The 24,874-nt window shown below is 74.3% G+C and carries 18 protein-coding genes; 7 read left to right on the top strand and 11 right to left on the bottom strand.

Features of this window, described 5'->3' with window-relative positions; translation table 11 throughout:
* The first annotated feature begins 44 nt into the window (after positions 1 to 44).
* Entirely contained in the window at positions 45 to 512 is a 468-nt protein-coding gene (locus tag H0H10_RS04230; protein ID WP_188179460.1) for a single-stranded DNA-binding protein, read from the top strand.
* 263 nt (positions 513 to 775) lie between these two features.
* The gene (locus H0H10_RS04225; RefSeq protein ID WP_188179437.1) at positions 776 to 2,191 is read left to right on the top strand and encodes a Cys-Gln thioester bond-forming surface protein; all 1,416 of its coding nucleotides are present in this window, start codon (positions 776 to 778) and stop codon (positions 2,189 to 2,191) included.
* A gap of 52 nt (positions 2,192 to 2,243) precedes the next feature.
* On the opposite strand, the gene H0H10_RS04220 is transcribed toward H0H10_RS04225, so the two are convergent.
* Entirely contained in the window at positions 2,244 to 2,723 is a 480-nt protein-coding gene (locus H0H10_RS04220; protein WP_188179436.1) for a hypothetical protein, read from the bottom strand.
* Between the two features lie 483 nt (positions 2,724 to 3,206).
* Positions 3,207 to 3,728 (bottom strand): hypothetical protein, encoded by a 522-nt coding sequence (locus tag H0H10_RS04215; protein WP_188179435.1) that lies wholly within the window; start codon positions 3,726 to 3,728, stop codon positions 3,207 to 3,209.
* Between the two features lie 613 nt (positions 3,729 to 4,341).
* Here H0H10_RS04215 and H0H10_RS04205 point away from each other — a divergent pair.
* Positions 4,342 to 4,854 (top strand): hypothetical protein, encoded by a 513-nt coding sequence (locus H0H10_RS04205; protein WP_188179434.1) that lies wholly within the window; start codon positions 4,342 to 4,344, stop codon positions 4,852 to 4,854.
* A gap of 15 nt (positions 4,855 to 4,869) precedes the next feature.
* Here H0H10_RS04205 and H0H10_RS04200 read toward each other — a convergent pair whose 3' ends face one another.
* Positions 4,870 to 5,394 carry an HAD domain-containing protein gene (locus H0H10_RS04200; protein WP_188179433.1) on the bottom strand — a complete coding sequence of 175 codons (525 nt, stop codon included), beginning with the start codon at positions 5,392 to 5,394 and terminating at the stop codon, positions 4,870 to 4,872.
* Between the two features lie 241 nt (positions 5,395 to 5,635).
* Between H0H10_RS04200 and ettA the strand changes: the two genes are divergently transcribed.
* From ettA to H0H10_RS04185, 3 genes are read left to right on the top strand one after another with little or no spacing between them, the layout of a single operon-like run.
* The gene (ettA, locus tag H0H10_RS04195; protein WP_188179432.1) at positions 5,636 to 7,300 is read left to right on the top strand and encodes an energy-dependent translational throttle protein EttA; all 1,665 of its coding nucleotides are present in this window, start codon (positions 5,636 to 5,638) and stop codon (positions 7,298 to 7,300) included.
* Positions 7,301 to 7,302: 2 nt separating this feature from the next.
* Positions 7,303 to 7,713, top strand: coding sequence for an acyl-CoA thioesterase (locus H0H10_RS04190; RefSeq protein ID WP_188179431.1), 411 nt, complete (start codon positions 7,303 to 7,305; stop codon positions 7,711 to 7,713).
* Positions 7,710 to 8,393, top strand: a complete 684-nt coding sequence (locus tag H0H10_RS04185) for a DUF8185 domain-containing protein (protein WP_188179430.1) — start codon at positions 7,710 to 7,712, stop codon at positions 8,391 to 8,393. The genes H0H10_RS04190 and H0H10_RS04185 overlap by 4 nt, the downstream gene beginning before the upstream one ends.
* A 21-nt stretch (positions 8,394 to 8,414) precedes the next feature.
* Here the strand turns inward: H0H10_RS04185 and H0H10_RS04180 are convergent, their stop codons facing one another.
* From H0H10_RS04180 to H0H10_RS04165, 4 genes are all read right to left on the bottom strand, one after another.
* Positions 8,415 to 9,401 (bottom strand): ATP-binding cassette domain-containing protein, encoded by a 987-nt coding sequence (locus tag H0H10_RS04180; protein WP_188179429.1) that lies wholly within the window; start codon positions 9,399 to 9,401, stop codon positions 8,415 to 8,417.
* Positions 9,402 to 9,904: 503 nt separating this feature from the next.
* Positions 9,905 to 12,625 (bottom strand): FtsX-like permease family protein, encoded by a 2,721-nt coding sequence (locus H0H10_RS04175; protein WP_188179428.1) that lies wholly within the window; start codon positions 12,623 to 12,625, stop codon positions 9,905 to 9,907.
* 487 nt (positions 12,626 to 13,112) lie between these two features.
* Positions 13,113 to 16,379, bottom strand: a complete 3,267-nt coding sequence (locus H0H10_RS04170) for an ABC transporter permease (RefSeq protein WP_188179427.1) — start codon at positions 16,377 to 16,379, stop codon at positions 13,113 to 13,115.
* 147 nt (positions 16,380 to 16,526) lie between these two features.
* The gene (locus tag H0H10_RS04165; RefSeq protein WP_188179426.1) at positions 16,527 to 16,940 is read right to left on the bottom strand and encodes a globin; all 414 of its coding nucleotides are present in this window, start codon (positions 16,938 to 16,940) and stop codon (positions 16,527 to 16,529) included.
* A 96-nt stretch (positions 16,941 to 17,036) separates the two neighbouring features.
* Between H0H10_RS04165 and H0H10_RS04160 the strand changes: the two genes are divergently transcribed.
* Positions 17,037 to 18,041 (top strand): methyltransferase domain-containing protein, encoded by a 1,005-nt coding sequence (locus H0H10_RS04160; RefSeq protein ID WP_188179425.1) that lies wholly within the window; start codon positions 17,037 to 17,039, stop codon positions 18,039 to 18,041.
* Between the two features lie 32 nt (positions 18,042 to 18,073).
* On the opposite strand, the gene H0H10_RS04155 is transcribed toward H0H10_RS04160, so the two are convergent.
* The 4 genes from H0H10_RS04155 to H0H10_RS04140 form a co-directional block, all read right to left on the bottom strand.
* Entirely contained in the window at positions 18,074 to 19,417 is a 1,344-nt protein-coding gene (locus tag H0H10_RS04155) for an FHA domain-containing protein (RefSeq protein ID WP_188179424.1), read from the bottom strand.
* Between the two features lie 47 nt (positions 19,418 to 19,464).
* Complete coding sequence (locus H0H10_RS04150; RefSeq protein WP_188179423.1) at positions 19,465 to 20,811, bottom strand: vWA domain-containing protein; 1,347 nt, start codon at positions 20,809 to 20,811, stop codon at positions 19,465 to 19,467.
* Positions 20,812 to 20,924: 113 nt separating this feature from the next.
* Positions 20,925 to 22,337: a PP2C family protein-serine/threonine phosphatase gene (locus H0H10_RS04145; protein ID WP_188179422.1), complete on the bottom strand. Its 1,413-nt coding sequence runs from the start codon at positions 22,335 to 22,337 to the stop codon at positions 20,925 to 20,927.
* 3 nt (positions 22,338 to 22,340) lie between these two features.
* Complete coding sequence (locus H0H10_RS04140) at positions 22,341 to 24,872, bottom strand: tetratricopeptide repeat protein (RefSeq protein ID WP_507227366.1); 2,532 nt, start codon at positions 24,870 to 24,872, stop codon at positions 22,341 to 22,343.
* Positions 24,873 to 24,874 lie beyond the last annotated feature (2 nt).

The following is a 24,874-nucleotide window of genomic DNA, read 5'->3' as shown; positions in this document are numbered from 1 at the left end:
CGGTCGGCATCGGCATCGGCGTCCGGGCCGGGGAGGGGTTCATGATGAACGAGACGATGATCTGCGCCGTGGGCAACGTGGCGACGGCGCCGGTGTTCCGGGACCTGGCCAACGGTGCGTCGGTCCGGTTCCGGCTCGCGGCCACCGCCCGCTACTGGGACCGCGACAAGAGCGCCTGGACGGACGGCCACACCAACTTCTTCACCGTCTGGGCGAACCGCCAGCTCGCCACCAACGTGTCGGGGTCGCTGACGGTGGGTGACCCGGTGATCGTGCAGGGCCGTTTGAAGGTGCGAACGGACTTGCGTGAGGGGCAGAGCTGGATGTCGGCGGACATCGACGCGGTGGCGATCGGACACGATCTCGCGAGGGGAACGTCGGCCTTCCGCCGCGTCAACAGGACCGAGACGGTCGCCTCTGCACCGCGACCGGAGCCCAACTGGGAGACCCCGGCTGGGGAGTCGGCGGACCAGGACGCCGAACAGCGCCCGGAACCGGCCGGGGTGTCCTGACACCACCGTCCCGGAGTAACCGACCGAAGTGCGGCTTATCGGCGCATGCGCCCGGGACCATGCCAGGGCGATTTGTCGATAAGCCCTGCTCGTGGGCGGTGTCGGCGATAACGATTCCGAGTCGGATCGTCGCTCGGGCGAACATCATCGGCAAGCCCGGTCCGCCACGTCCTTAGGATGCCGAACATGCCCTGTGGGGCTGCTGATTCTGCTGGTGGGACCGTGCCCCCCACACCAACGGGTCCTGCTCGAAGGGGAATTTGGTGCTTTCTTCGTTCTCTGTGCTGTCCGTGCCCCGTCGAGGAGCGGCGCGTCTCGCCGCGGCGACGCTGGTGTCCACGCTCGCCGCCGCCGGTGTGGTGGCGGGCGCCGGCCCGGCCGCCGCCGAGGACACCTCGGGGGGCCAGGGCGGGGCGACGGCCACCATAGGCGGCCTGAAGACGTACGGCACCGCGGTCATACACGGGGACGGCAGCGACCAGGAGGTGTCGGCCGGACTCTTCGAGATGTCCGTCGAGGGCGGCGGCATGCTGCAGACGTACTGCGTCGACATCCAGACCCCCACGCAGAAGGACGCCAAGTACCACGAGACGCCCTGGAGCGGGACCTCGCTGGGCGCCAACAAGGACGCCGGCCGGATCCGCTGGATCCTGCAGAACTCCTACCCGCAGGTCAACGACCTGGCGGCGCTCGCCGAGAAGGCCGGAGTCCGCGGCGGGCTCACCGAGCAGGACGCGGCGGCCGGTACGCAGGTGGCCATCTGGCGCTACTCGGACGACGCGGACGTCGAGGCGGTCGACCCCCAGGCCGAGCGGCTGGCGGACTACCTGGAGGACAACGCCCGCGACCTGGCGGAGCCCGCGGCGTCGCTCACCCTGGACCCGCCCGCGGTCTCGGGCCGCCCCGGTGAGCGCCTCGGCCCGGTGACCGTGCACACCAACGCGGGCAGTGCGACGGTCGTGCCGCCGACGGACGCCGCCATGAGCGGGGTGCGGATCGTCGACCGGAAAGGCAGGGCCGTCACGTCCGTGGCCGACGGCACGCAGGTCTTCTTCGACGTGCCGGACGATGCCGCGGCCGACACCGCCGAACTGACCGTCCAGGCGTCGACCACCGTGCCGGTCGGCCGGGCCTTCGCCTCCGAGAGCCGCAGCCAGACCCAGATCCTGGCCGGCTCCAGCGAGTCCACGGTCGCGGCGACGGCCACCGCGACCTGGGCGGACGAGGGGGCGATACCCGCGCTGTCCGCGGCGGAGAACTGCGCCGAGGGCGGCCTGGACATCACGGCGGTCAACAAAGGCGACGAGCCGTTCACCTTCGAGCTGATGGGCACCGCCCACACCATCGCGGCGGGCGAGTCGCGGACGGTGACGATCCCGCTGCAGGAGGACCGGCCCTACGACTTCGTGATCCAGGGCCCGGCCGGTCACGAGCAGCGCTTCGCCGGGGTCCTCGACTGCCGCACGCAGAGCAGCGCCGCCGGCGACATCACCACCCAGACGGTCGCCGAACCGACCCGCCCCGCCACGACGGGCGGCACCGCGACCGACACCAACCTCGCCGAGACGGGCGGCTCCGACGAGACCCCCCTGATCGCCGGCCTGGCCCTCGCCCTGCTCGCCATCGGCGGCGTGACCCTGACCATCGCGCGCCGGAAGAACTCCTCGGAGCACCCCTGACCCGGCCACCTGCGGCTCCGCTGCGCGGCCGAGCTCTCCGAGGCTCGCCGCGTCAGCGGTTGGCGTCGATGCAGCGCTGCATGCGCTTCCTGAGCAGGGCGTACCAGGGATAAGTGAGCAATGCACCCAGGGCGCCCCCGACGAGCGCGCCTCCGACTCGATGGCCGAACCAGTCGGCCGTTCCGCCGATGAGTGCCAGGAACAGCGCCAGCAGACAGAGCGAGGCGAACCAGAGCGGATACCACCGCATGGCGCTCCCGGGCCGGATACAGCCGTCCATCCACGCGTGACAACGCTCCGCGCGCTGCACGGCCAGCGCCGCCAGCCGCGGTTCCGAGACCGCGCGCCCCTGCAAGGTGGCCCGGCACAGCTCCCACCGGTCCCGCCAGGGCAAGGCCTCCGCGGTCCGGCACCACTCCGTCCACCCTCTCTCGGTCATCAACCGCTGGTGGATGACCGTCCAGAGCGCGAGAAACGCGACCAGAAGAGCGAGCGTGACGTAGAAAAGGGGTGTCGCCAACGAATCGGACATGGCTTTTTCTCACCTCGTGACATCGGAAATCTTGAGTGAGGCGAGGCCCTCCGACGACCGCCCACCACGCAGCGCGCCACCGGCCCCGCCTCGACCACCAGCGTGCCGGGCACCGGGAAGACGGGCTCGTCCCGAAAAGTCGCTTCTTGACGCCCGGACCCCCGCGAGGTAGGTGAAGGGCTCCTTCCGGCCGCCCGCAGGCCGTGTGAGGGCGCCCGAGGCCGACGGACGGCGACCGGCAGTGACAGGTGAGGCTCAAGGGACATCCGAGAAAGCCCAGGTCAGGGGGATCCGCAGCTAACGCGTTTCCTCACAGCTGAGGAAGCAAGCACCGTTCTGTGGCGGCTGCACGCTCAAGGCAAGGTGAAGGCCAACACGTTCGGCAACATCACAAGCTTTTCCGCCCCTGGCTCGCCTGCAGTCCTCACCTTTTCACCGTTCACCGTTGGGCCGGGGGCATCCGCCTGATAGGGATCGGGGCCGCTACTCGTCATGAGGAGCATCCTCTGTGGTCCCATCCCCGTGCCAGGCATGGACGCGGACGGGGTCGAGGTGCAGTTCATTGGGGCCCAGGCAGTCAGCAGCCCAGGTTGCAAGGCGTGAGCCGCAGGTGCAGGCCAGGTTGGGACCGTGAGCGCCTGTGGGTCCGCAGCACCCTGCCCAGTTGTCTCCGTGCGTGAAGGCGGTGAGACGAGGCAGGGCGTCGTCGGGATGGACGACGACGCTGTCGCGCGAGCCGGCGGAGACAGTGGGGGTGGGGCCGGCAAGCCTGATCAGCTCGCGGCCCGTGGCGCGGGCGGACGAGTTGGACGCGGTGGCTGGGATGAACGGAGCCCCCCAGGGGTCCGGGTCAATCACGTAGTACCCGCGCGGCACCGTTGAACGGGCCCGGCGGGTCTTGTCGTCCCGGCCGTCATGCGAGTCGCCGATGTCGGGGACGGTAGGCAGAGCCACCAGGTCTCCGGTCAGCGCGGTGCCGCACTTGGTGCAGTAGAAGACGGTCACACCTCGGGTTGTACCGCGTGGTGGACCGACCCTTCACGCGGAATTGGCTGGCGGACGGGTGCGAGCCCAGTGTTGCGGGGGTTGCGCTCCCCGCTGGGGGTTGAGTGGAGGGCCGTCGTTGACAAGCGTGGCTTACGGTCGCGCGTTTCAGATGTCGTGAGGTTCGGTCACGGTCAGGGGGTGGACGATGTCGTCCGCGAGGCGGGGAGCGACGCTTCGTCAGGGGTTGGCGGGCGGGCGCATACCGTCTCCCGGACTGTGGCCGGCGGCGGGCTGAGGACGGCGAATCTCGTGACTGCCTCTCGACACACGGATTCGTCGGCGAGTGCGTCGGTTGGCGCCAGGCCGCGCGGGAAGTAGACGCGAGCCAGCCGTGCGGTGCGGAGGCGGTGCGGACGAAGTTCCCCTTGCCGTGAATCCTTTCGATGATGCCTTCGCCCTGGAGCACCGTGAGGGCCCTGCGCAGCGCCACCGTGCGACGATGGTCGGCCCGTGGAAACCGCGGATGTCGTCGTCCCCGTCGCGTTGTGCGAGATCGTCTACTAGATCCCCGTCCGTCCGTGAGTCCCGCCTGTGAGCGGTAGCGTCTCTTGATCGACTCGGAGGTGGGGGTATGACGGGCGGTTTGCGGTTCAGCTGGGAGCTCAGAGGCTCTGGGTGGGCGGCCTGTCGAATCGCCGACGGCAGGGCAGAGAGAACAGACATCGTCAGCTATTGCACCGATGCTCTCTCCGACCTGTTGCACGCGGTGGCGGGGCTCTATGGGGCAGCCGACTCTCAGCGGGTCTCCTTCGACCTCGAACCCGCCGAGGTGAGGTGGCGGCTCCGACGTCGGGGGACGGACGTGGAGATCATCATCTACCAGTTCCCGGACACGTTCACGAGCTGGAACGCCCCCGATGACGAGGGCACCCGTTGCTGGCACTCCACACAGCCGCGCAGCACGCTGGGCCACGTGGTGACGGAGGCCGCCGAGGCGGTGCTGCGGACGCACGGCGAAGCCGGCTACCTGGAGAAGTGGGGACAGCACTCATTCCCCAGTGCAGCCCTGGACAACCTCCGACGGCTGCACCAGCGGGACGACGCGTGCCGACACGAGAACTGCCAGGTCAGTGCTGACTCCTGATGTCAGCGGTTGACATCAACGGGGCCGAGCGGCGACCGCTTCGAGCCAACCGGCGAGCGCCGAGAAGTCGGCGTCTTCGAGGCCCTTGGCCGGGTCGACGTGATGAAGCAGTGACGGTCCGGGGTGGCCGGCGGCGACCCAGAGGCGGTCTACGGCGCTGATCTCGTCGTCGACCCAGATGAAGGGCCGGCCGTCGGCCCACTCGACAAGGGGGCGGGTCTTCCAGTGCAGGCCCCGCGGGCCTTCCTCGGCGCCGGCGTCCGGCCACTCCACCACGGGCAGCCTCGGCAGGCCGATGCGTGGGGCGACGGCCTCGTTCGCTTCGTCCATCCAGGTCGTCGCCCAGACGAGATCGCAGCCCAGAGCCATGAGGCGTGCCCCGATCCCCGGGTCGAGCCGGGTCAGCAGTGGGTTCCCTTGATCCGCAGGCGTCGCGGCGGCGGCATCGGTGGCCTGCGGGTGACCGGTCGGCGACCCGAACGGGATCAGTGGGCCGTCGATGTCGAGGAAGAGGAGAGGGCGCTCCGCTGGGGCGGTCACGGCGCCACGGTAGCTCGCGCGGTGGCGGAGCGGCGCCCTCGGCCTGGGCCGTCTGTCGGCCGCGCGAGGGTGTCCGAGGCCGGCTGACGGCGGGCGGCAGTGACAGGCGAGGGTCGGGTGCCGGCTGAGAAACCCCAGGTCAGGGGGTCCGAGGGTAACGCGTTTCCTCCCAGGGGTGGCGGTGCGGCAAGATGGGGTGTATCTGCCCACTGCCTGATTTCAAGCTGCCGGACGGTTTCTCTTGGCTGAGTTCATTTACACCATGCGCAAGGCGCGCAAGGCGCACGGCGACAAGGTGATCCTCGATGACGTCACCCTGAACTTCCTGCCCGGCGCGAAGATCGGTGTCGTCGGTCCGAACGGGGCCGGCAAGTCGACCGTTCTGAAGATCATGGCCGGTCTGGAGCAGCCGTCGAACGGTGACGCCTTCCTCACGCCCGGTTACAGCGTCGGCATCCTGCTGCAGGAGCCGCCGCTGAGCGAGGACAAGACGGTCCTGGAGAACGTCCAGGAGGGCGTCGCCGAGATCAAGGGCAAGCTCGACCGGTTCAACGAGATCGCCGAGCAGATGGCGACCGACTACTCCGACGCGCTGCTGGAGGAGATGGGCAAGCTCCAGGAGGAGCTCGACCACGCCAACGCCTGGGACCTCGACGCCCAGCTGGAGCAGGCCATGGACGCGCTCGGCTGCCCGCCCGGCGACTGGCCCGTCACCAACCTCTCCGGTGGTGAGAAGCGTCGCGTCGCGCTGTGCAAGCTGCTGCTCGAAGCGCCTGACCTGCTGCTTCTCGACGAGCCCACCAACCACCTCGACGCCGAGTCGGTGAACTGGCTGGAGCAGCACCTCGCCAAGTACGAGGGCACCGTCGTCGCCGTCACCCACGACCGGTACTTCCTGGACAACGTCGCCGGGTGGATCTGCGAGGTGGACCGCGGCCGCCTGCACGGCTACGAGGGCAACTACTCCAAGTACCTGGAGACCAAGGCCGCCCGCCTCAAGGTCGAGGGCCAGAAGGACGCCAAGCGGCAGAAGCGGCTCAAGGAAGAACTGGAGTGGGTGCGCTCCAACGCCAAGGGGCGGCAGGCCAAGTCCAAGGCGCGTCTGGCCCGCTACGAGGAGATGGCCGCCGAGGCCGAGAAGATGCGGAAGCTGGACTTCGAGGAGATCCAGATCCCGCCGGGCCCGCGCCTGGGCAACGTCGTCGTCGAGGTCAACAACCTCAACAAGGCCTTCGGCGAGAAGGTCCTGATCGACGATCTGTCGTTCACGCTGCCGCGCAACGGCATCGTCGGCGTCATCGGCCCGAACGGCGCCGGCAAGACCACCCTCTTCAAGATGATCCAGGGGCTGGAGCAGCCGGACTCCGGTTCCATCAAGGTCGGCGACACCGTCAAGATCTCCTACGTCGACCAGAGCCGCGAGAACATCGACCCCAAGAAGACGCTGTGGGCCGTCGTCTCCGACGAGCTGGACTACATCAACGTCGGCCAGGTCGAGATGCCCTCGCGTGCCTACGTCTCCGCGTTCGGGTTCAAGGGGCCGGACCAGCAGAAGCCCGCGGGCGTGCTGTCCGGCGGTGAGCGCAACCGCCTCAACCTCGCGCTCACCCTCAAGCAGGGCGGCAACCTGCTGCTCCTCGACGAGCCGACCAACGACCTCGACGTCGAGACCCTCAGCAGCCTGGAGAACGCCCTGCTGGAGTTCCCCGGCTGCGCCGTGGTCGTCTCCCACGACCGGTGGTTCCTGGACCGCGTCGCCACGCACATCCTCGCCTACGAGGGCGACTCCAAGTGGTTCTGGTTCGAGGGCAACTTCGAGTCGTACGAGAAGAACAAGATCGAGCGGCTCGGCCCGGACGCCGCGCGTCCGCACCGCGCCACCTACAAGAAGCTGACCCGGGGCTGATCTTGCGGCACATCTACCGCTGCCCGCTGCGCTGGGCGGACATGGACGCGTACGGCCACGTCAACAACGTGGTCTTCCTCCGCTACCTGGAGGAGGCCCGTATCGACTTCCTGTTCCGCCCGGACAAGGACTTCCGGCAGGGGTCGGTGGTGGCGCGCCACGAGATCGACTACAAGCGGCAGCTCGTCCACCGGCACCACCCGGTCGACATCGAGCTGTGGGTCACGGAGATCAGGGCGGCGTCGTTCACGCTGACCTACGAGGTCAAGGACGGCGATCAGATCTACGTCCGCGCCTCCACGGTGATCGTGCCGTTCGACTTCGAGGCGCAGCGGCCCCGCCGGATCACCGAGGAGGAGCGGGAGTTCCTCCGGGAGTACATGGAGAACGAGGAGGAGGCCGTCGCCGCATGACGGTGCTCCACCTCGCCGACGAGGGGGAGGCGGCGGATCTCGCGGCCTTCCTCTCCCGGCTGCTGCACTACGACCGGTCGGCCGCGGTGCGGCTGCAGGCGGCCGGCACGGCACTCGCCGTCTTCGGCCGGCCGCCGTCCTTCGAGGTGCTGGCCATCCGCGCGGTGCGGCTGGCCAAGCCGTACGAGAACGGGCTCGACGTCACGCTGGACGTGACCGTGTCCGCCGGTGAGCTGCTGGAGTCGGTGGACGAACAGGCCGCCACCGCCGCCGTTCCCGCCGCGGTCACAGGGCCGCCGTGGGCCGGCGTACTGCCCCCGCGCGGCGGCTGGCGCCCCGAGCCGGGCCTGCCCGCCCCCGACGTGCTGCGCGGACTGGTCGCCGCCGCGGTGGCGGAGTTCCGGTCCCGTACGCAGGAGCTGACGCCCGAGCGGCGTACCCGGGCCGAGCTGGACCGGATCGGGCGGGAGATATGGTCCCGGACGGTCGGGGACACCCGGCTGCCGGTGCGGGCCGTGCACGCGGCGCAGTCGCTGGGTTTCCTGCGGCAGGCCGGCGCCTCGGACGAGGAGCCGCCCACGCTGGTCTCCTCGGGCCCGTGGCTGCGGCTGCGCACGTCCTACGGGTCCGTCGCCGTCCGCCGGGCGGGTCTCGGGGCACTCGGCATCAGCGTCCGCTGAAACCGCGGCCCCCGAGGCCGCTCAGTCCCGTTCGCTGTCGTCCGGGCGGACCGCGATGTGATCGGGCTCCAGTTCCAGGGCCACCCGGTCGCGCATGCCCAGGGCCTCGGTGTACTCGGCGGGGAGCTGGAGCCGGCCCGCGCGGTCCAGCATGGCGTACTCGCGGGCGACCACCCTCTCGTGGCCGGTCGCGGCGTCGACCTCGCTGCGCCGCAGGACCTCCGTCGAGGTGCGGCCGTCGCGGATGGCGACCGTGCGGCGGACCTCGCCCGCCACCGCCTGGTCGTGCGTGACGATGACGATGGTGGTGCCCAGCGCCTCGTTGGCCGTGCGGAAGGCGGCGAAGATCTGTTCCGCCGTGTGGGAGTCGAGTTCGCCGGTGGGTTCGTCGGCGAGCAGGACCGCCGGGTCGCCCGCGAGGGCCACGGCGATGGCGACGCGTTGCTGCTGGCCGCCGGACATCTGGTGCGGGCGGCGGTCGCGGCAGTCGGCGACCTCCAGCAGCTCCAGCAGTTCCAGCGCACGCTCCGCGCGGGCACGGCGGCCGGTGCGGGTGCCGGTGCGGGTGCCGGTGCGGCGGCCGGTGCCGGACAACTGCATGGGCAGGGCGACGTTCTGGGCCGCCGTCAGATAGGGGAGCAGGTTGCGCGAGGTCTGCTGCCAGACGAAGCCGACCACCTCGCGGCGGTAGGCGAGACGGTCCTTGGAGGTCATCGCGAGCAGGTCCCGGCCGGCGACCCGGGCCGCGCCGGCCGTGGGCGTGTCGAGACCGGCGAGGATGTTCATCAGCGTGGACTTGCCGCTGCCGGAGGCGCCCACCAGCGCCATCAACTCGCCCTCGCGGACCAGGAGGTCGAGCCCCTGCAGGGCCTGGACCTCCACGCCGTCCGTGCTGAAGATGCGGACCAGGCGGTCGCAGGTGATCAGGGCGTCGTGGCCGTAGGCGGGCCGTCCGCGGGAGGCGGTGGCGCGGTCGGCCAGCTCGGCGAGGGTGGGGTTCGTCGTCATCGGGGTCTCCTCGGCGGATCCAGATGCCTGGGGGCCTCTTCGGCGGGTGGCCGGGCTGTCGCTTCGGCGGGTGGCCGGGCTGTCGCTTCGGCGGGTGCCGGGGGTATCTCCTCGGCGGTGGCCGGGTGTCTCACTCCGGGTGGCCGGCGGGTCTCTTCGGCGGGTGGCCGACGGGTCGCTTCGGCGGGTGCCCGGCGGGTCTTTTCGGCGGGTGGCCGGCGGGTCTCTTCGGCGGGGCGCTGAAGTGCTTCTTCGGCGGGTGGCCGACGGGACTTCTCCGCGGATGCCCGGCGTGTCTCCTCTGCGGCCGGCCGTGGTGTCCCCAGGGCGGTTGCTCCGGTTTCTCCACGGCAGGCGGCCAGGGTGACTCTCCGGCGGACGCCCGCGGTGTCCCTGCGGCGTCCGGCCGGTGTCCCGTTCCCGCAGTCGGCCGGGGTCTCCCGGCCGGGTCCCGCGGGCGCGGACGGCCGGGAGCGGGCGGCGGGACGCTGCGGGGGCATTCGTCAGTCACCCGCCCTCAGCTCGACCACCGAACCGCGCCGGCCCGACCACCACGCCTGCACCGCCGCCACGCCCACCGCCACCACGAGCACCGCGAGCGCCGGCACGGCCAGTGACCACGGGTCCGTGCGCAGCTCCGCCCGGCCCGCGGGGGACGACGTCGTCGCCAGGGCGATCGTCGTCAGGTCGATCCCGGGGGAGAGCAGACGGACGGCCGCCCACCCGGTCAGCGTGCCGCCCGCCGCGGCCATCAGGGCCGGCGGCAGGGACTCCAGGACGAGCAGCCGGCGTCCCTGGGCCCGGGTGAGGCCCATGGTGCGCAGGCGGGCGAGCAGGGCGGCACGCTCGGGGGCCACCCGCAGCAGGGACAGCAGCAGGGCGAGGACGGCGTACCCGGCACCGGCCCCGACGGCCGCGGTGTAGACGCGTTCGGCACCGGACTGCAGCGGCGAGTCCACGTACCGGGCGCGCCCCTCGGACCGCAGCCGCACCGAACCGGCGCCGTCCGCCGCCCGGCGCAGCGCGCCCCCGTCCAGGCGGTCGCCGGTCAGCAGCAGCACGGTGGGGCGGGCGGCGTCGGCGGACAGCCCGGACCGGTCGACGACCAGGAACTCCTCGCCGTCGACGGCCGGAGTGCGGTCCCGGACGAGGCCGATGCGGACCGTGACGGTACTGCCGTCCTCCAGGCGCACCGGGAACGGCCGGGTGCCGTACCGTTCGGCGACCGCGGGGGAGGCCAGCGCGGGCAGGGTCCCCGCCCCTGCCTCCCGCCGCAGCTCGCGCCCGTCGAAGGCGCCCAGCCCGGTCCGCGCCGCGAGCGCGGCGTAGTCCCCGGGGTCCACCCCCGCCACCGGCACCGACAGCCGGCCGTCCTCCGCCTTGGCCTGGTAGGCGAGGCCGACCTCGGCGACACCGGCCACGCCGGGCGCGCCCCGCAGGCGGTCGGGCAGGCCGGGCGGCAGCGGCCCGGTCCCCTCGACGCGGGCGTCGGCACCGACGGTCAGCAGCGCCGCTCGGTCCCGGGCGTCGTCCACACCGCTCAGGACCGAGCCGCCGAAGGCCGCCGTGGTGAGCGCGGTCAGCAGGGCCAGCAGGGGCAGCACCGGGGAGACGGACGTACGGCCCGCGCGGGCCAGCGCCAGATGGGCCACCGCGCCCCGCAGCCGGCCGGCCGTGCGGGCCAGCCGTCGCAGCGGCAGCGGATGCAGACGCACCAGCACGAGCGCCGCGATCACGCCGACGAGCACCGGCGCGAGCGACACCAGGTCCCCGGCGGCGCCCGTCGCACCGCGCCGGCGCAGCGTCTCGACCGCGGCGAGCGCCAGGACCACCAGCGTGAGTTCGGCGACCGTGCGGCGCCGGGACGGCCGTACCGACACCACGTCCCGCCGGCCGTCGTGCAGGCGTACGGCCCGGTGCGCGACGGCCGCCCGCAGGGGCAGCGCGGCGCAGGCGACGGCGGTGACCGCGGCGGCGGCCCAGAGCGCGGGCCGGACACGGCCGCCGGGGAACGCGAGCAGGGCGCCGACGAGACCGAGCGCACCCGCGGGCAGCGCCACGACCGCCGTCTCGGCCAGCAGCCGTCCGGCGACACCGCGCAGGGACGCCCCGCGGGCGCGCAGCAGGGCGAGTTCGGCGCGCCGGCGGTCGGCGGCCAGGCCGCCCGCCATCAGCAGGACGACGCCGGCGACCGTGGCGGTGCCGACGGCGGCGACCGCGATCAGCGGGCCGATGTCCGACCGCAGCCGGTCGAAGGAGGCGAACACCTCGTCGAGGTCGGTGCCGACGTCGGTCGCCGGGTCGACCGCCGAGCGCACCGCCCGCAGTCCCGGCCCGGACTCCAGGGCGGCGACGGCGGTCTTCAGCCGGTCCAGGTCGTGGGCGTGCAGGGCGTCGTACTCGGATGCCAGCTGCCAGTAGCGGACCGGGTTCCCGGCCGTGCCCAGCAGCGCGGGCGCCGCCTCGGGGGCGAGGAGCAGGGCGCCGAGCCAGTACTGGTCGGGGTCCGGGCCCGTCGACCCCGGTACGGTCACCAGGGCGGGGGTGCGCAGCAGCGGCTGGGTGGCCCAGTAGGCGCCCTCGGGGGCGCGCGGGGCGAGGATGCCGGTGACGCGGACGGTGAGCGGGGGGCGTTCCACGCCGGGCACGTGGAGGACCGAACCGACCTCGATGCGCAGGCTCCTGGCGGTCTCCGTGGTGACCGCCGCCTCCACGGCGGAGGTCGCGGCGGTCACGGGGGCGCCGGTCACGCGCGGCAGGCGGCCGGAGTGCAGCCGGGCGTGGTCGCCGAGGCCGTGCGGGGTGGCGAGGACCAGCTGCGGCGGCAGCCCGCTCGGCCGGGGCAGCCAGGGGTCCGGCACCTTCAGGCTCTGGGTGGTGCGCACGCCGTACGTCGACGCGGCCCGGTCGACGACGAGCGGACGGTCGACGGCGGCCAGGGCCTTGTCGTACCGCTCGCGCAGCGGACCGGGGCGCAGGGCCTCCTGCCGCTGCTGCGGCGTGAGGAGGAGATCGGGCTGCGGGGCGGTCAGCAGGATGCCTGTCCGGTCCGGCCGGGCCTGCTCCAGCGCCCGGTGCAGGCCCGCGTCCGCGTACCGGTCCATGGCCCTCGGGAACGCGGCGGCCAGGCACGCCGTCAGCGCCACCAGCAGTGCCAGCGCGCACGCGGCGCCGGGCGCGGCGCGCAGCCGGGTACGCACCCAGGGGGCGGCCACGGGGTTCACCGCTCCTCACCTCCCCGTCTCCGGCCCACCGCCGCCGCGCGTGCGGTCACGGGGCCGTGGGGCCGTGGGCGTGCTCCTCCGTACCGCCTTGCCGCAGCCGGTCCGGTCCGGGTGCGGTCCGGGGCCGCCGGACTCCTGAGCCGTCCCGCGGGCCCGGGGGCCGGGGCGGGCACGGGGCGGTGGTGTGCGGGAGCCGGGCGTACGTCTTCCTGCCGTCCGGGGCCGGCCGTCGCCGGGGCGTGGGACCGGGAGGTCTCCGGGCACCTGGCCGCGCCTGTTCCTCTACGTCGTTCCGCCGCTGCCCCTCCCACTCCTGCTGCCTGAGCCGCTCCCGCTCCTGCTGCCGCTGCCGTCACCGCTCCCACTGCCGGTGCCGCTGCCCCTCCCGCTCCTGCTGCCGGTGCCGGAGCCGGAGTGGGCTCTGGGCGGGCGTCCCCCCGCTCCCCGAGGGGCGGGACCGTTGCCGTGGGCGTGGGAAGTCCTCCGGTCACCGGCCTTCACCGCCCTGTTCCCTCAGCGCTTGGGCGGGGTCCGCCCGGCGCAGCGCCAGGGCCGCCGTGACCAGGAGCGGGGTGAGGGCCACGGCGGCCAGGAGCACGGCGATCCGGGCGGCGGGCAGTTCGACGAGCACGGCGGGCACCGGGCGGGTGGCCTGCGGGGTCAGCACGATCAGCGGGACCACCGCCCGGGTCAGGACGGCCCCCAGCACCGCGCCCACCCCCAGCGCCAGTCCCACCAGGACCCCCTGCTCGACGGCGACCGTGCGGGCCAGCCGGCCCCGCGGGGCGCCCAGGGCGCGCAGCACGGCGAACTCGGCGCCCCGCTCCCGCAGCGACCCGGCGGCGCTCACCGCGAACCCGACCGCCGCGAGCGCCGCCGCCACCCCGGCGGCCGCGGCGAACGCCGCCTCGGGACCCGCCCCGAACGGGTCGTCGCGCAACTGCCCGGCCACCTCGTCCCGCACCACGACCTGCGCGGGATCCACGTCCGGGAAGGCCCGCAGGGCTTCGGCGACGGCAGCCGTCCCGCCCGGCGCCGTCCGCAGCCACCACTCGGTGGGCGTGACACTCTGGCCGTTCTCGGCCTGCAGCACCCGGTTCACGGCCCGCAGGTCGACCAGCAGGGCCCCGCCGTCCTTCTCCGGGGCGTCCGACGCGGCGGTGGTGGGCAGCTCCCGGACCGAGCCCGTGATCCGCACCGGCAGGCTCTCCCCGCCGAGCGTGACGTCCACCCGCTGACCGGTGCGGGCACCGGCCGAGTCGAGGAAGCGGTCCGTCGCGACGGCCATGACCGGCGGCGGCGCGGGCTGCGCGACCCCCAGCCGCACCGTCACCGACGACACCACCCACGTGTCCTCGACCGGGATGTACCCGGTGCCGTACTCCACCGTCGGCGGCCCGGAGCCCAGCAGCCGCGGCCGGGTCGGGCTGGTGCGCGCGTCCGGCGACGACACCAGCCCGTCGCCGCGCGCGGAGGCCGTCCAGGGCCCGGGCAGGGGAAGCCGACGCACGGTCCCGTCGGCGGCCGTGGCGGTCAGCTCCTCCAGCGTGAGCCGGTGCCGCTCCGCGCGGCCGGTCGGCTGGGGCACGACCAGTTCCACGCCCGTCACGGTCAGCGCACCGGCGTCGACGGCGAGGCCGAGGGTGTGGCTGCGGCCGTCGGCGGCCAGCTCGCCGGCCGGCAGCCGGTACGGGGTGCCGTAGGCGTCCTGCACCGTCACCGTGACGTCCGCCGTCGTTCCCGTGCCGGAGCTGCGCAGGGTCGCCGTCAGGCCCAGCCGGACGGTGTCCCCGGGGACCTCCGGGCCCGCCGCGGCCCCCTTCGGGCCGAGCGGTGACAGCAGCGACCGCACCGGCTCGCCGGCCAGGTCGGGGCGCATCAGCATCGCGTCCGCCGCGTGCGCGGTGTCCAGGGCCAGCACCGTCGCCGTCCGGTCGCCGGACAGCGGCAGCGTGGTGCGGACCGCGGGCGCCGCCTCCCGTACGCCCTCGACGGCCGCGTACGCCTCGGTGCGGCCGAGGCCGGCCGTCCCGGCGGCGAGCACCCGCACCGGCGCCCCCGCGCGGAAGTCCGCCTGGTCGTCCTGCGAGCGGTCCCAGGAGGCGCCCTGCCCGATCGCCAGCATGCCCAGTGCCGTGGCCAGGACCAGCAGCAGCACCGGCCCGGCCCCGCGCGTCGGGCGCCGGCTGAGCTGCCAGCCCGCCAGCGCCGCGGTCAGTCCGCGCCCGCCGGCCGCCCGGCGCTCGGCGAGCCGCGCCACCGGCGGCAGCAGCCGCAGCGTCAGCACCGTCCCGGCCAGCAGTGCCAGCGCGGGCGCCGCCACGAGCAGCGGGTCGATGCCGAGGGTGCCCGCGTCGTCGCCGCTCACCGCGCCGGAGGTCTGCCGGGACAGCTGCCAGTAGGCGACACCGGCCACCGCCAGCAGTCCGACGTCCGCGCCCGCGCGCAGCGGCGCGGGCAGCGCCCGGGCCCGGCCACCGGCCGCCAGGGGCGAGGTCAGCGCGGGCAGCGTCACGGCCAGCGCGCACCCCAGGGCCGCGACCGCCGCCACCAGCCACACCGTGCCGCCGCCACCGGCCGGCACCGCCGGCCGAAGCCCGATCCGGGCCAGTGCCCCCTGCCCGGCCAGCAGCCGGGTCAGCGGACCCGCGAGCAGCGGCGCGCAGAGCACGGCGGGCACGGCCAGCAGCAGCGCCTCCAGCGCGGCCAGGCCCGCGAGCCGGGCCCGGGAGGCGCCGCGCGCCCGCAGCAGCCGCAGCTCCCCGGCGCGTTCGGCGCTCAGCAGCCGGGCCACCAGCAGCAGCGCACAGCCCGCGAGCAGGGCGAGCTGCAGCGCGACCACGAGAAGCGTGGAGCGGGAGACGAGCAGCGACCGGTCGAGCCGGTCGAGCACCTCGGGCAGGGACGTCGTCGCGGCGGTGGTGCCGCTGAGGACCGGCCGCCCGCGCAGCCACGCCGTCCCCTCGCGGGCCGACTCGGCCAGCGCGTCCGTCCGCCCGGCGGTCAGCGTGCCGAAGTCGGCCGTCGCCAGCCACCCGGACGGCCCGGTGCTCACCTCACCGTCCGACAGGACGCCGGGGGCCGCGAGCAGCGGCCCGTACGTCGTGAAGCCGCCCTTCTTGACCCCGCGCCCGGCCAGCTCGTCCAGCGCCCAGTACGGTGCCGTCGCCTCGGCCGGCCGGTAGAGCCCGGTGATCTCCACGGTGACCGCGGGGCCGTCGAGCCGGTCGGCGAGGGTGAGCCGGGCGCCGGGGCGCACCTTCAGACGCTCGGCGGCGGCCGTCGGCAGCGCCGCCTCGATCCGGCCGCCGCCCTCCCGGGGACCGCGCCCCTCGGTGATCCGCACCTGGGTCGGGTCCAGCGCCGCGAAGAACGTCAGGTCCGGTTCGCCCGACTGCTCCTCGCGCGGGCGCAGGGCCGCCGGCAGGGCGTACGGGCCCGACCGCAGCAGGGTCCGCACCGTGACCGGCAGCCCGCCGAAGGTCGCCCGGGCCCCCTTGCGCACGGTGGCGTCGGCGGCCGCGCGCTTGCCGGCCGGGACGTCGGCCTTGACGACCAGCGCGGTGCCGGCGGCGTTGCGCGGGTCCCGCAGGGCGTGGCGCAGGGCCGCGTCGCCGACGGCGCCCGAGTACGCGGTCAGGGCCGCCAGGACCGTGGTGGTCAGCAGGACGGTGAGCAGGGCGGCGGCGAGCAGCAGGCGGTGCGCCCGCGCGCGCAGCAGCACGAACCCCGCGAGTCCCCCGAACCCCGTCACCCCGCCCCCCGGCGCTGTTGTCCAGACCTCCGGGCGATGCTGTCAGAGGGGACGGGGCGGGGGTAACCGCTTGAGAAGTGGACTTGACCGGATCGTGACCGGATTCCGGCGCCGGGCGACCGGAATCCGCGCATCACCCCGGGGGCGTCAGTCCGGTGTGTTCACCATCGAGGCCGCCGCGTACGTCAGGTACTTCCACAGCGTCTGCTCGTGCTCCTCGGACAGGCCGAGTTCGTCGACGGCGACCCGCATGTGCTTCAGCCAGGCGTCGTGCGCCGCGCGGTCGACGGTGAAGGGGGCGTGCCGCATCCGCAGCCGGGGGTGGCCGCGGTTCTCGCTGTACGTCGTCGGGCCGCCCCAGTACTGCATCAGGAACAGCACGAGCCGCTCCTCGGCCGGACCGAGGTCCTCCTCGGGGTACATGGGCCGCAGCAGCGGGTCCTCGGCGACCCCCTGGTAGAAACGGTGGACGAGCCGGCGGAAGGTCTCCTCCCCGCCGACCTGCTCGTAGAAGGTCTGCTCCTGAAGCGTGCCGCGCCGAATCTCATTCACGTTCCCCATGGTCTCAGACGCGGGGGACCAGGACTCCGGGCCTAGGACCCGCCGACGACCGGGGCGGTGCTCGCCTCGCCGCGGGAATCGCAGGACAGTGGAGGCATGGGCGGGCACGATCCTGACAGGCACGACGACGACCGGGCCGCCCTCGCGGACCTCGCGGCGGCGGCACGGGCGGCGCTGGTGCGCGAGATCGAACTGACCGGGGCCTGGGCCGCCGACCCCGTCTGGCGCGAGGCGTTCGCGGCGGTCCCGCGCCACCTGTTCGTGCCGTACTACTACGTCGGAGTCGTCGGCGGCTACGAGCGCCGCTGGGGCGAGCACCCCGACCCCGCCGCCCGCGAGCGCTGGGTGCGCGGCGCGTACGCCGACACCCCCCTGGCCACCCGGCTGCGCGACGGCGAGCTGCTGTCCTCCAGCAGCCAGCCCTCGCTGATGGCGACGATGCTGACCGCGCTGGAGGTGGAGGACGGCGACCGGGTCCTGGAGATCGGCGCCGGCACCGGCTACAACGCGGCCCTGCTGGCCCACCGGCTCGGCGACGACGACCTGGTCACCACCGTCGACCTGGACCCGGAGATCACCGAGTCGGCCCGCCGGCACCTGGCGGCCGCCGGGTACCACCCGGCCGTCGTCACCGGCGACGGCGCCCGGGGTGTGCCCGGACGCGCCCCCTTCGACCGGATCATCGCCACCTGCACGCTGTCCTCGGTGCCGCGCGCCTGGCTCGCCCAGTGCCGACCCGGCGGCCGCGTCCTGGCCCCGCTGGCCACCGGCCTGGTCGTGCTGACCGTGCACGACGGGCAGTACGCCGAGGGGCGCTTCCTGCACACGCCCGCCTATTTCGTGCCCCTGCGCGGCACGGGCGGCGCCGCGCTGGAGACACCGGGCCTGGGCGCGGTGCCGCGCCGGGCCCGGGACGACGACCTGTTCCGGTTCCTGCTGAAGCTGACCCGGGGCAGCCTCGATCCGCAGGAGGCGTACGCCCTGTGGGAGCGCGAGGACGCCCCGCCGCGCGAGCGCTACGGCATCACCGTCAGCGGCGAACGGGCCTGGGCCTGGCTGGACGACCCGGACGGCCCGTACGCCTGGCCCCTGGCCGGCTGAGACGGTACGGACCGGCGGGTTCCGGCGGGATATCAGCCCCGGCGGATCGTGATCGTCGTCCAGGCGCCCACGTGCACCCGGTCGCCGTCCTGCAGCGGTACCGGCACGAACGGCTGGATCGGCTCCTCGGAGCCGTTGACCGTGGTGCCGTTCGTCGAGTTCTGGTCGACGACCGCCCAGCTGCCGTCGGGCTGCTGCACCAGCACCGCGTGCTGGTGGGAGACGCCCGGGTCCTCCGGCGGTACCGACAGGTCGATGTCCGGGGTGTCACCGGTGGAGTGCCGGCGGCGGCCGATGGTGATCTGGTTGCCGGTGAGCGTGCGCTGCTGCTCGGGCGAGTACGCGGGCAGGTTCAGGCCCGCGGCCTCGGGGCCGGAGCGCTGCATCATCGCCATGAAGTACTCGCGGTCCGGGCCGATCGTCGCCGTCCAGGTCGCGGGCCGCTGCGGCGCCTGAGGCTGCTGCGGGAAGCCGTTGCCGGGCGGGGGCGGCGGGGCCTGGGTCGCGCCGGGCTGCGGGTAGCCGTAGCCGCCGCCCTGCGCGGGGCCGGGACCGTTCGGACCGCCGGGGCCACCAGGGCCGCCGGGGCCACCAGGACCGCCGGGACCGCCGCCCGGTCCGGTGGACGACGGCGGGGAGAGCAGCCAGTCGTCGTCACCGCCGCCGAAGGACGGACCGCCGGGCTGCGGCCGGCCGGTCTCCTGCGGGAAGGCAGGCGGGGCCGGCGGGCCGGACTGCTGGAAGGCCGGCGGCGGACCCCCCGGACCGCCGGGGCCCGGCGGGGGCGGGGTGGGCCCGGGCGGCGGCGGAACCGGCCGCGACGGGTCGGCGCCGAAGCCGGGCGGGGCCGGCGGACCGGAGGGACCGCCCGCGGAACCGGGGCGGCCGGGGCCGCCGGGACCCGAGGGGTCGCCGCCGAAGGGCGGACCCGGCGGGATCGGCTCCGCGGGCCGGTTCACCTGCGACGGGCGCGAACCCTGGTACTCGTACGAGTCACCGCCGCCGAACGACGGTCCGGGCGGCTGCGGCGGCTGGAAGCGCGCGCCGGGGCCGGGGCCGGGCGCCGGCGGGCGCGGGGCGGCCGGCGTGTACGAGGTGGCGGTGTTGGTGAGGAAGTTCCACCGGCACTCCTCGCAGAACGGCGCACCGCCCTCCCGGGGCGTACGGCACTGCGGGCACAGCTGCGGCTCCGCAGCCTGGCCGCCGGGGCCACCGGGACCGCCGGGGCCACCGGGACCGCCGGGCGGCGGGAAGCCGTAGCCGCCGCCCGGAGGCGGTGGCGGGGGAGGCGGAGGGACGGCACCGGCCATGCGGTGACCGCAGACCTCGCACCAGTCGTCGGAACCCGACTGGTGTCCGTTCGGGCAGGTCGGCATGTGGGCGCTTCCCCCTCTTGCGGAGCTTGTCGCGTGCGTTTGCTACATCACTTCTTTACACGAACAGTCTTCGTCGACCGAGTCTCGAGAGTCATCTCGTCGGCCTCCTCGACCTTCGCCTTCAGTCGCACAGTACCTGTCGCCGCGTCGACCACGTCCACCACCTTCGCAAGCAGTTTCGCAGTATCCGCGTTTCCGGAGGCGCCGGCGAGCTGAACCGCACGGCCCAGTTTGGCCGTTGCTCCGTCGATGTCTCCCGCTTTGCGCAGATCCAGCCCCTGCTGGATGACTTGTGCCAGTTCGGCCTGCCCGGTGTAGTGGGCGACCTGGGGGTTGATCGACGTGGAGGCGGCCATGTCGTCGGTCCACACGGCCCGTACGAGCCCCTGGGCGCCCAGGTTCTGCACGCTGCCCCCGGGCTCCGGGATGACCAGGGAGACACGGGCGGCCAGCATCTCCTGGCCGATGCCCGCGGGCGGCACCTCGACGCAGACGTGGTAGTCGCGGGACTCGTCACCCCAGGACCCGGTGGGGTAGTCCCCGGCGCGCGGGCCGGCCTCGGTGCGCCGGTCGGTCAGCTCCTCGACCGTGGGCGCGACCTGCTTGACGAACTTCACCGTGGTGCCGACCGGGGTCCACAGGCGCAGGGCGACGTCCGCGACCTCCTTGCCCATGGCCGTCTCCATCATCTGCGTGAAGTCGGCGGCGAGGCCCGCCGGGTCCGCGACGATGTCGGCGCTGCCGAGCAGGGCCGAGGCGATCCCTGTGACTTCCCTCACTTCCCAGTCGGTGCCCACGCCGCGGGCGTCGCACGTGAAGCGGCCGGCGCAGGCGTCGAGCGCCGCCTTCAGGTCCTCCGGCGACTCGTGCTCGTTGCGGCCGTCGGTGAGCAGGATGCCGTGCCGGATGGCGACGTCCGCCGACGACAGCAGCCGGTCGGCCAGCCGGAGCCAGGTGCCGATGGCCGTGCCGCCGCCCGCGCTCAGCTTGCGCAGGGCCTGCTTGGCCTGGTCCCGGGTCGCGGCCCCGGCAACCGCCAGCCGGCCGCCGCCCGGGTAGACCTCCTTGGCCACGTGGGTGCCGCCGATCACCGCGAAGTGCACCCCGTCGCGCAGGGTGTCGATCGCGGCGGCCGTGGCGTCCCGGGCATTACGCATCTTGGTCGGCGGGTAGTCCATCGAGCCCGAGCAGTCGACCATGAGCGCCACGGCCGCGGACGGGCCCTGCCCCGGCGAGTACAGGTGGGGCGCGGCGACCGCGCTGCCGATCGTGCCGCCGCCGGTCGCGGTGACGGTCACGATCGCGTTGACCTCGGCTCCGCCCTCGGGCAGGTACTCGTTCTGGTAGACGTCCACCGAGAACTGCGGCACGTTCGACTTCGAGAAATTGGCCATGCCGGATCGCATCCCCCTCTACGTCCCCACACTGGGTGGGGTGATGGCTGATGGCGCGGACCGCCCCCTGCGGTCCGCGAGGCCGCCCCGTACCCGGACCCGTGGCGGGGGCCTCAGGCCGATCCTGCCCCCTGCGGCGGGGCCGGGAACGGCAGAACGGCCACTGTTACGTTGTCGTGGCCCCCGCCGTCCAGGGCGTGACCGACCAGTACGCGGGCGCTGTGCAGCGGGCGCGCGGCGGCGTCGTGGGGGACGGCCTCGGCCATCTCCTCGGCCGACTCCGCGTAGTTCCACAGGCCGTCCGTGCAGACCACGACCACGCCCGGCCGGTCGGGCTTGAACGAGGCGGTGTGCGGCTCCAGTTCGTAGGCATCCGCGCCGAGCCAGCCGGTGATGGCGTGGGCGCGCTCGTCGGCGTACGCCTCCGCCTCGCTCATCAGGCCCGCGGCGACCATCTGCGCGGCCCAGGAGTCGTCCTCGGTGAGCCGGGCCGGAGGAGCGCTGCGGTCCACGGGAACCCAGTAGACGCGGCTGTCGCCGACCCAGCCGACGACCAGCAGGCCGGCGGTCACCACGGCGCCGACCAGGGTGCAGGCCGGGGCGTTCTGGTGCGGGGCGTGCTCGCGGGCCGTGGCGGGCTCCTCCGCCAGCGCGTTGACGGCCTGTGAGGCGGCGACGATCGCGTCGTGCATGGCCTGCTGCGGATGCGTGCCGCGGGGCAGGGCCGCGAGCAGGCACTCGCCGGCCGCCCGGGACGCGGCCAGGGAGGCGTCGTCCGGGCGGGTCGCCGAGGACACGCCGTCGCAGACGATCGCCACGGCCGCCCGGGTGCCGTCGGGCAGGGCGGTGTGGCCGACGGAGAACGCGTCCTCGTTGCGGTGGTGGCGCAGGCCGCGGTCGCTGACCGCCGCCACGGGGCCGGACTCCTGCTCCATGTGGTCGCGTTCGCGGGGCTGGGCGTGACCGCAGTTCTCGCAGTAGCCGTCGTCGTCGACCCGGCCCGCGCGGCAGGCCACGCACACCTTGCCGTCCGCGGCCGCGGCCGGGGCCGGTGGCGCCGGCACCGCCGGGTCGGCGGCCAGGCGCGGGTCGGGGGCCTGGAGCGGGTACTCGTCGGGCTCCTGCCGGCGGTCGAACCGCACGCCGGCCGCGGGCACGTCCGCGGCGGGCGGCTGCGGCGGCAGGGGCGGCTCGGGCGGCAGCGGCGGTTGCTGAGGCACGTGCGGGGCCTCGGGCGGCAGCGCGGAGCCACCCGAGTCGGTGCCCGGCAGGTCCGTCGGCAGATGCACCGGCGCCGGCCGCCCGGAGCTCTCGGCTCCGGGGGCGACGGGCCAGTCCACGCCGTCGGGCGGCGAACCCGGGGCGGGGACCGAGCCGTTCATGGCGAGCGTCGGACTGTCCTGCGGCCGTGCGGGCACGGCGGACAGGTCGTATCCGCACGCACCGCAGAAACGGTCACCCGACTCGAGGGGTTCCTCGCAGCTCGGGCACTTCGACACAGCGGCCTGCTGGGGCATCTGCGACATCAACTACACCCACGTCCGGGGGCGGTAACGGTTGGCACGTTCCACCAGGTCGATCCTCTCCTCGCCGCCCCGCGCCAGCCGGGCCAGCGTGCGGTACGAACGCTCCAGGCCGAAGCGCAGGCCGCGTTCGTCCAGGCCGCTGCCGAGCAGCGTCCGTCCCCCGGCGGCGGGAGAGGCGGAACCCTGGCCCCCGGAGAGTACCCAGTCCAGGGCACAGCCGAGGACTTCGGCCGACAACCGCTCGCGCCGCGCCGGGTCCAGACCGTACGCGTCCAGCGCCTCGACCTGCCGCGCGGCCGCGGTCAGATCGTCCAGGAACGGCGTGTCGGCCGCGGTCGCCGTCCGCTGCCTCAGCCGTGCCCGGACGGCGGCCACGCGTGCGGCCGTGTAGTGGATGGAGGACTCCGGCACCGACTCGAGCGTCCGTACGGCACCGCCCCGGTCGCCGCCGGCGAGCTGGACCCTGGCCAGGCCGAAGGCGGCGCTCACATGGCTCGGGTCGGTCGACCACACCAGGCGGTAGTACTCGGCGGCGTTGTCGAGCTGGCCCAGCACCTCCGCGCACAGGCCGAGCGCGAGCTTGGGCGCGATCTCGCCCGGGAAGGCGTCGTAGACCGCGTCGAAGGACAGCGCGGCGGCCTCGTGGTCGCCGGTGACCAGCGCGGCCACGCCCCGGTACCAGACCACCCGCCAGTCGTCGGGCCGTTCCGCCTCCAGCGTCTCCAGGGCCGCGAGGCCGGCCTGCGCGTCCCCCTGCTCCAGCCAGGCCCGGATCTGCCGCAGCCGCGTCTCGGTGGAGGGCGCCGGGGCCGCGGCCAGCGCACCCAGCAACTCGCCCGGCGCGGACGCCATCAGGCCGGCCAGGAAACCCGCGTTGGGGTCGCCGGGGTCGACGTGGGGGACGGGCAGGGCGAGCGCGGCGGCGGGGGCGTCCATGGCCTTGACCAGTCCCGCGGTGCCGCCGGGCGCGGCGCGCACGCCTCCGGCGGCGCCCGGAGCGGCAACGGCACCGCCGCCGGCCGGGACCGGGTGCGCGCCTCCGCTTCCGGGCAGGCCGGTGCTCACGCCCCCGGCCGCCGGCAGCCCGGTGCCGGGACTTCCGCCGCCCGGCGGCCCGGCGTGCGCACCCCCGCCGCCGGGGTGGCCGGTGTTGGTGCTCCCGGCGGCCGGCAGGCCGGAGTTCGGGCCTCCGGTACCGGGAAGAGCGGCGTGCGCGCCTCCGCCGACGGGCAGGCCGGTGCTCACGCCACCGGCGCCCGGCAGCCCGGCGCCCGCGCCCCCGCCGCCCTGCCGTGAGGCCGGTGTCCGGACCGTGGTGCGGCGTCGTGTGCGGGGCGTCCGGGCGCCCAGCCGGGACACCTCCCCGTCCAGCCGGGGGAACAACTCCGTGTCCGTGACCCGCAGTTCGGGGCCGAACAGTGTGGACAGCGCGGGCCGGGCGCGGCCCGTCTGGAGCGAGACCACCTCCCGCAGCACACCCGTCAGCTGCTCCGCCATCTCCTGCGCGGAGGCGAACCGGCGGGCCGGATCCGGATCGGTGGCACGCACCAGCAGCCGGTAGAACGACTCGTACTGCCGGAAGACCTCGATGGTGTCGGGGTCCGGCAGGGAGTCGGCGTAGACGGTGGTGTAGCCCTGGAAGTCGAACGTCAGCACGGCCAGCGTGCGCCCGACCGTGTACAGGTCGGACGCCACCGACGGGCCGACGTCGGCCACCTCCGGCGCCTGGTAGCCCACCGTGCCGTAGATGGCCGACTCATCGTCGTCCATCCGGCGCACCGCGCCCATGTCGATCAGCTTGAGCTGGTCCTCGGTCTGGATCGCGTTGTCGACCTTGAAGTCGCAGTACAGCAGGTTCCGGCTGTGCAGATGGCCGAGCGCCTCCAGCGCCTCGATGCCGTACGCGCACGCCTGCTCCACCGGCAGCGGATCGCGCCGCCCCTGAGGGGTGCGCCGGCCGTTGGCTATCTCCTTCAGCGACTTGCCGCCGACGTACTCCATGACGATGTAGCCGTCGAGGGAGCCGGTGCGCTGGTCGAGGTGCTCGACGAAGTTGTAGATCCGCACGATGTTGGCGTGCTCGATCTCCGCGAGGAACCGGCGCTCGGAGATCGCCGCGGCCATCGCGTCCTGGTCGCCGGTGTCCAGCAGGCCCTTGAGGACCACCCAGCGGTCCGAGACCGCCCGGTCGACCGCGAGGTAGATCCAGCCGAGACCGCCGTGCGCGAGGCAGCCCACCACCTCGTACTGGCCGTGCACCACGTCACCGGCCTTCAGCTTCGGCACGAACGAGTACGGGTGGCCGCACTTGGTGCAGAAGCCCTCCGTACGCCCCGGCCGCTCCCCGCGTGCCCGGCCGACCGGCGCCCCGCAGTCCGAGCGGGAGCAGAACCGCTTGCGCTCCGGCACCTCGGGGTTGTCCAGGACCATCGCGCGCGGGTCGGGCCGCGGGATCGCCGGGACCTCCACCAGTCCCGCCCCCAGCCGTCCGCGCCCGGAGGAACCGGCGGCGGCGCCCGAGCTGCGCACCGACACCG

This window comes from Streptomyces griseicoloratus, from assembly GCF_014534645.1.
GTDB classification, from domain to species: Bacteria; Actinomycetota; Actinomycetes; order Streptomycetales; family Streptomycetaceae; genus Streptomyces; species Streptomyces griseicoloratus.
This window is presented reverse-complemented; position numbering and strand designations above follow the sequence as displayed.

Coding starts and splice junctions, on each gene's coding strand:
- H0H10_RS04230 (WP_188179460.1), top strand. CDS start 45: ATGAACGAGACGATGATCTGCGCCGTGGGCAACGTGGCGACGGCGCCG.
- H0H10_RS04220 (WP_188179436.1), bottom strand. CDS start 2,723: ATGTCCGATTCGTTGGCGACACCCCTTTTCTACGTCACGCTCGCTCTT.
- H0H10_RS04205 (WP_188179434.1), top strand. CDS start 4,342: ATGACGGGCGGTTTGCGGTTCAGCTGGGAGCTCAGAGGCTCTGGGTGG.
- H0H10_RS04185 (WP_188179430.1), top strand. CDS start 7,710: ATGACGGTGCTCCACCTCGCCGACGAGGGGGAGGCGGCGGATCTCGCG.
- H0H10_RS04180 (WP_188179429.1), bottom strand. CDS start 9,401: ATGACGACGAACCCCACCCTCGCCGAGCTGGCCGACCGCGCCACCGCC.
- H0H10_RS04165 (WP_188179426.1), bottom strand. CDS start 16,940: ATGGGGAACGTGAATGAGATTCGGCGCGGCACGCTTCAGGAGCAGACC.
- H0H10_RS04160 (WP_188179425.1), top strand. CDS start 17,037: ATGGGCGGGCACGATCCTGACAGGCACGACGACGACCGGGCCGCCCTC.
- H0H10_RS04155 (WP_188179424.1), bottom strand. CDS start 19,417: ATGCCGACCTGCCCGAACGGACACCAGTCGGGTTCCGACGACTGGTGC.
- H0H10_RS04150 (WP_188179423.1), bottom strand. CDS start 20,811: ATGGCCAATTTCTCGAAGTCGAACGTGCCGCAGTTCTCGGTGGACGTC.
- H0H10_RS04145 (WP_188179422.1), bottom strand. CDS start 22,337: ATGTCGCAGATGCCCCAGCAGGCCGCTGTGTCGAAGTGCCCGAGCTGC.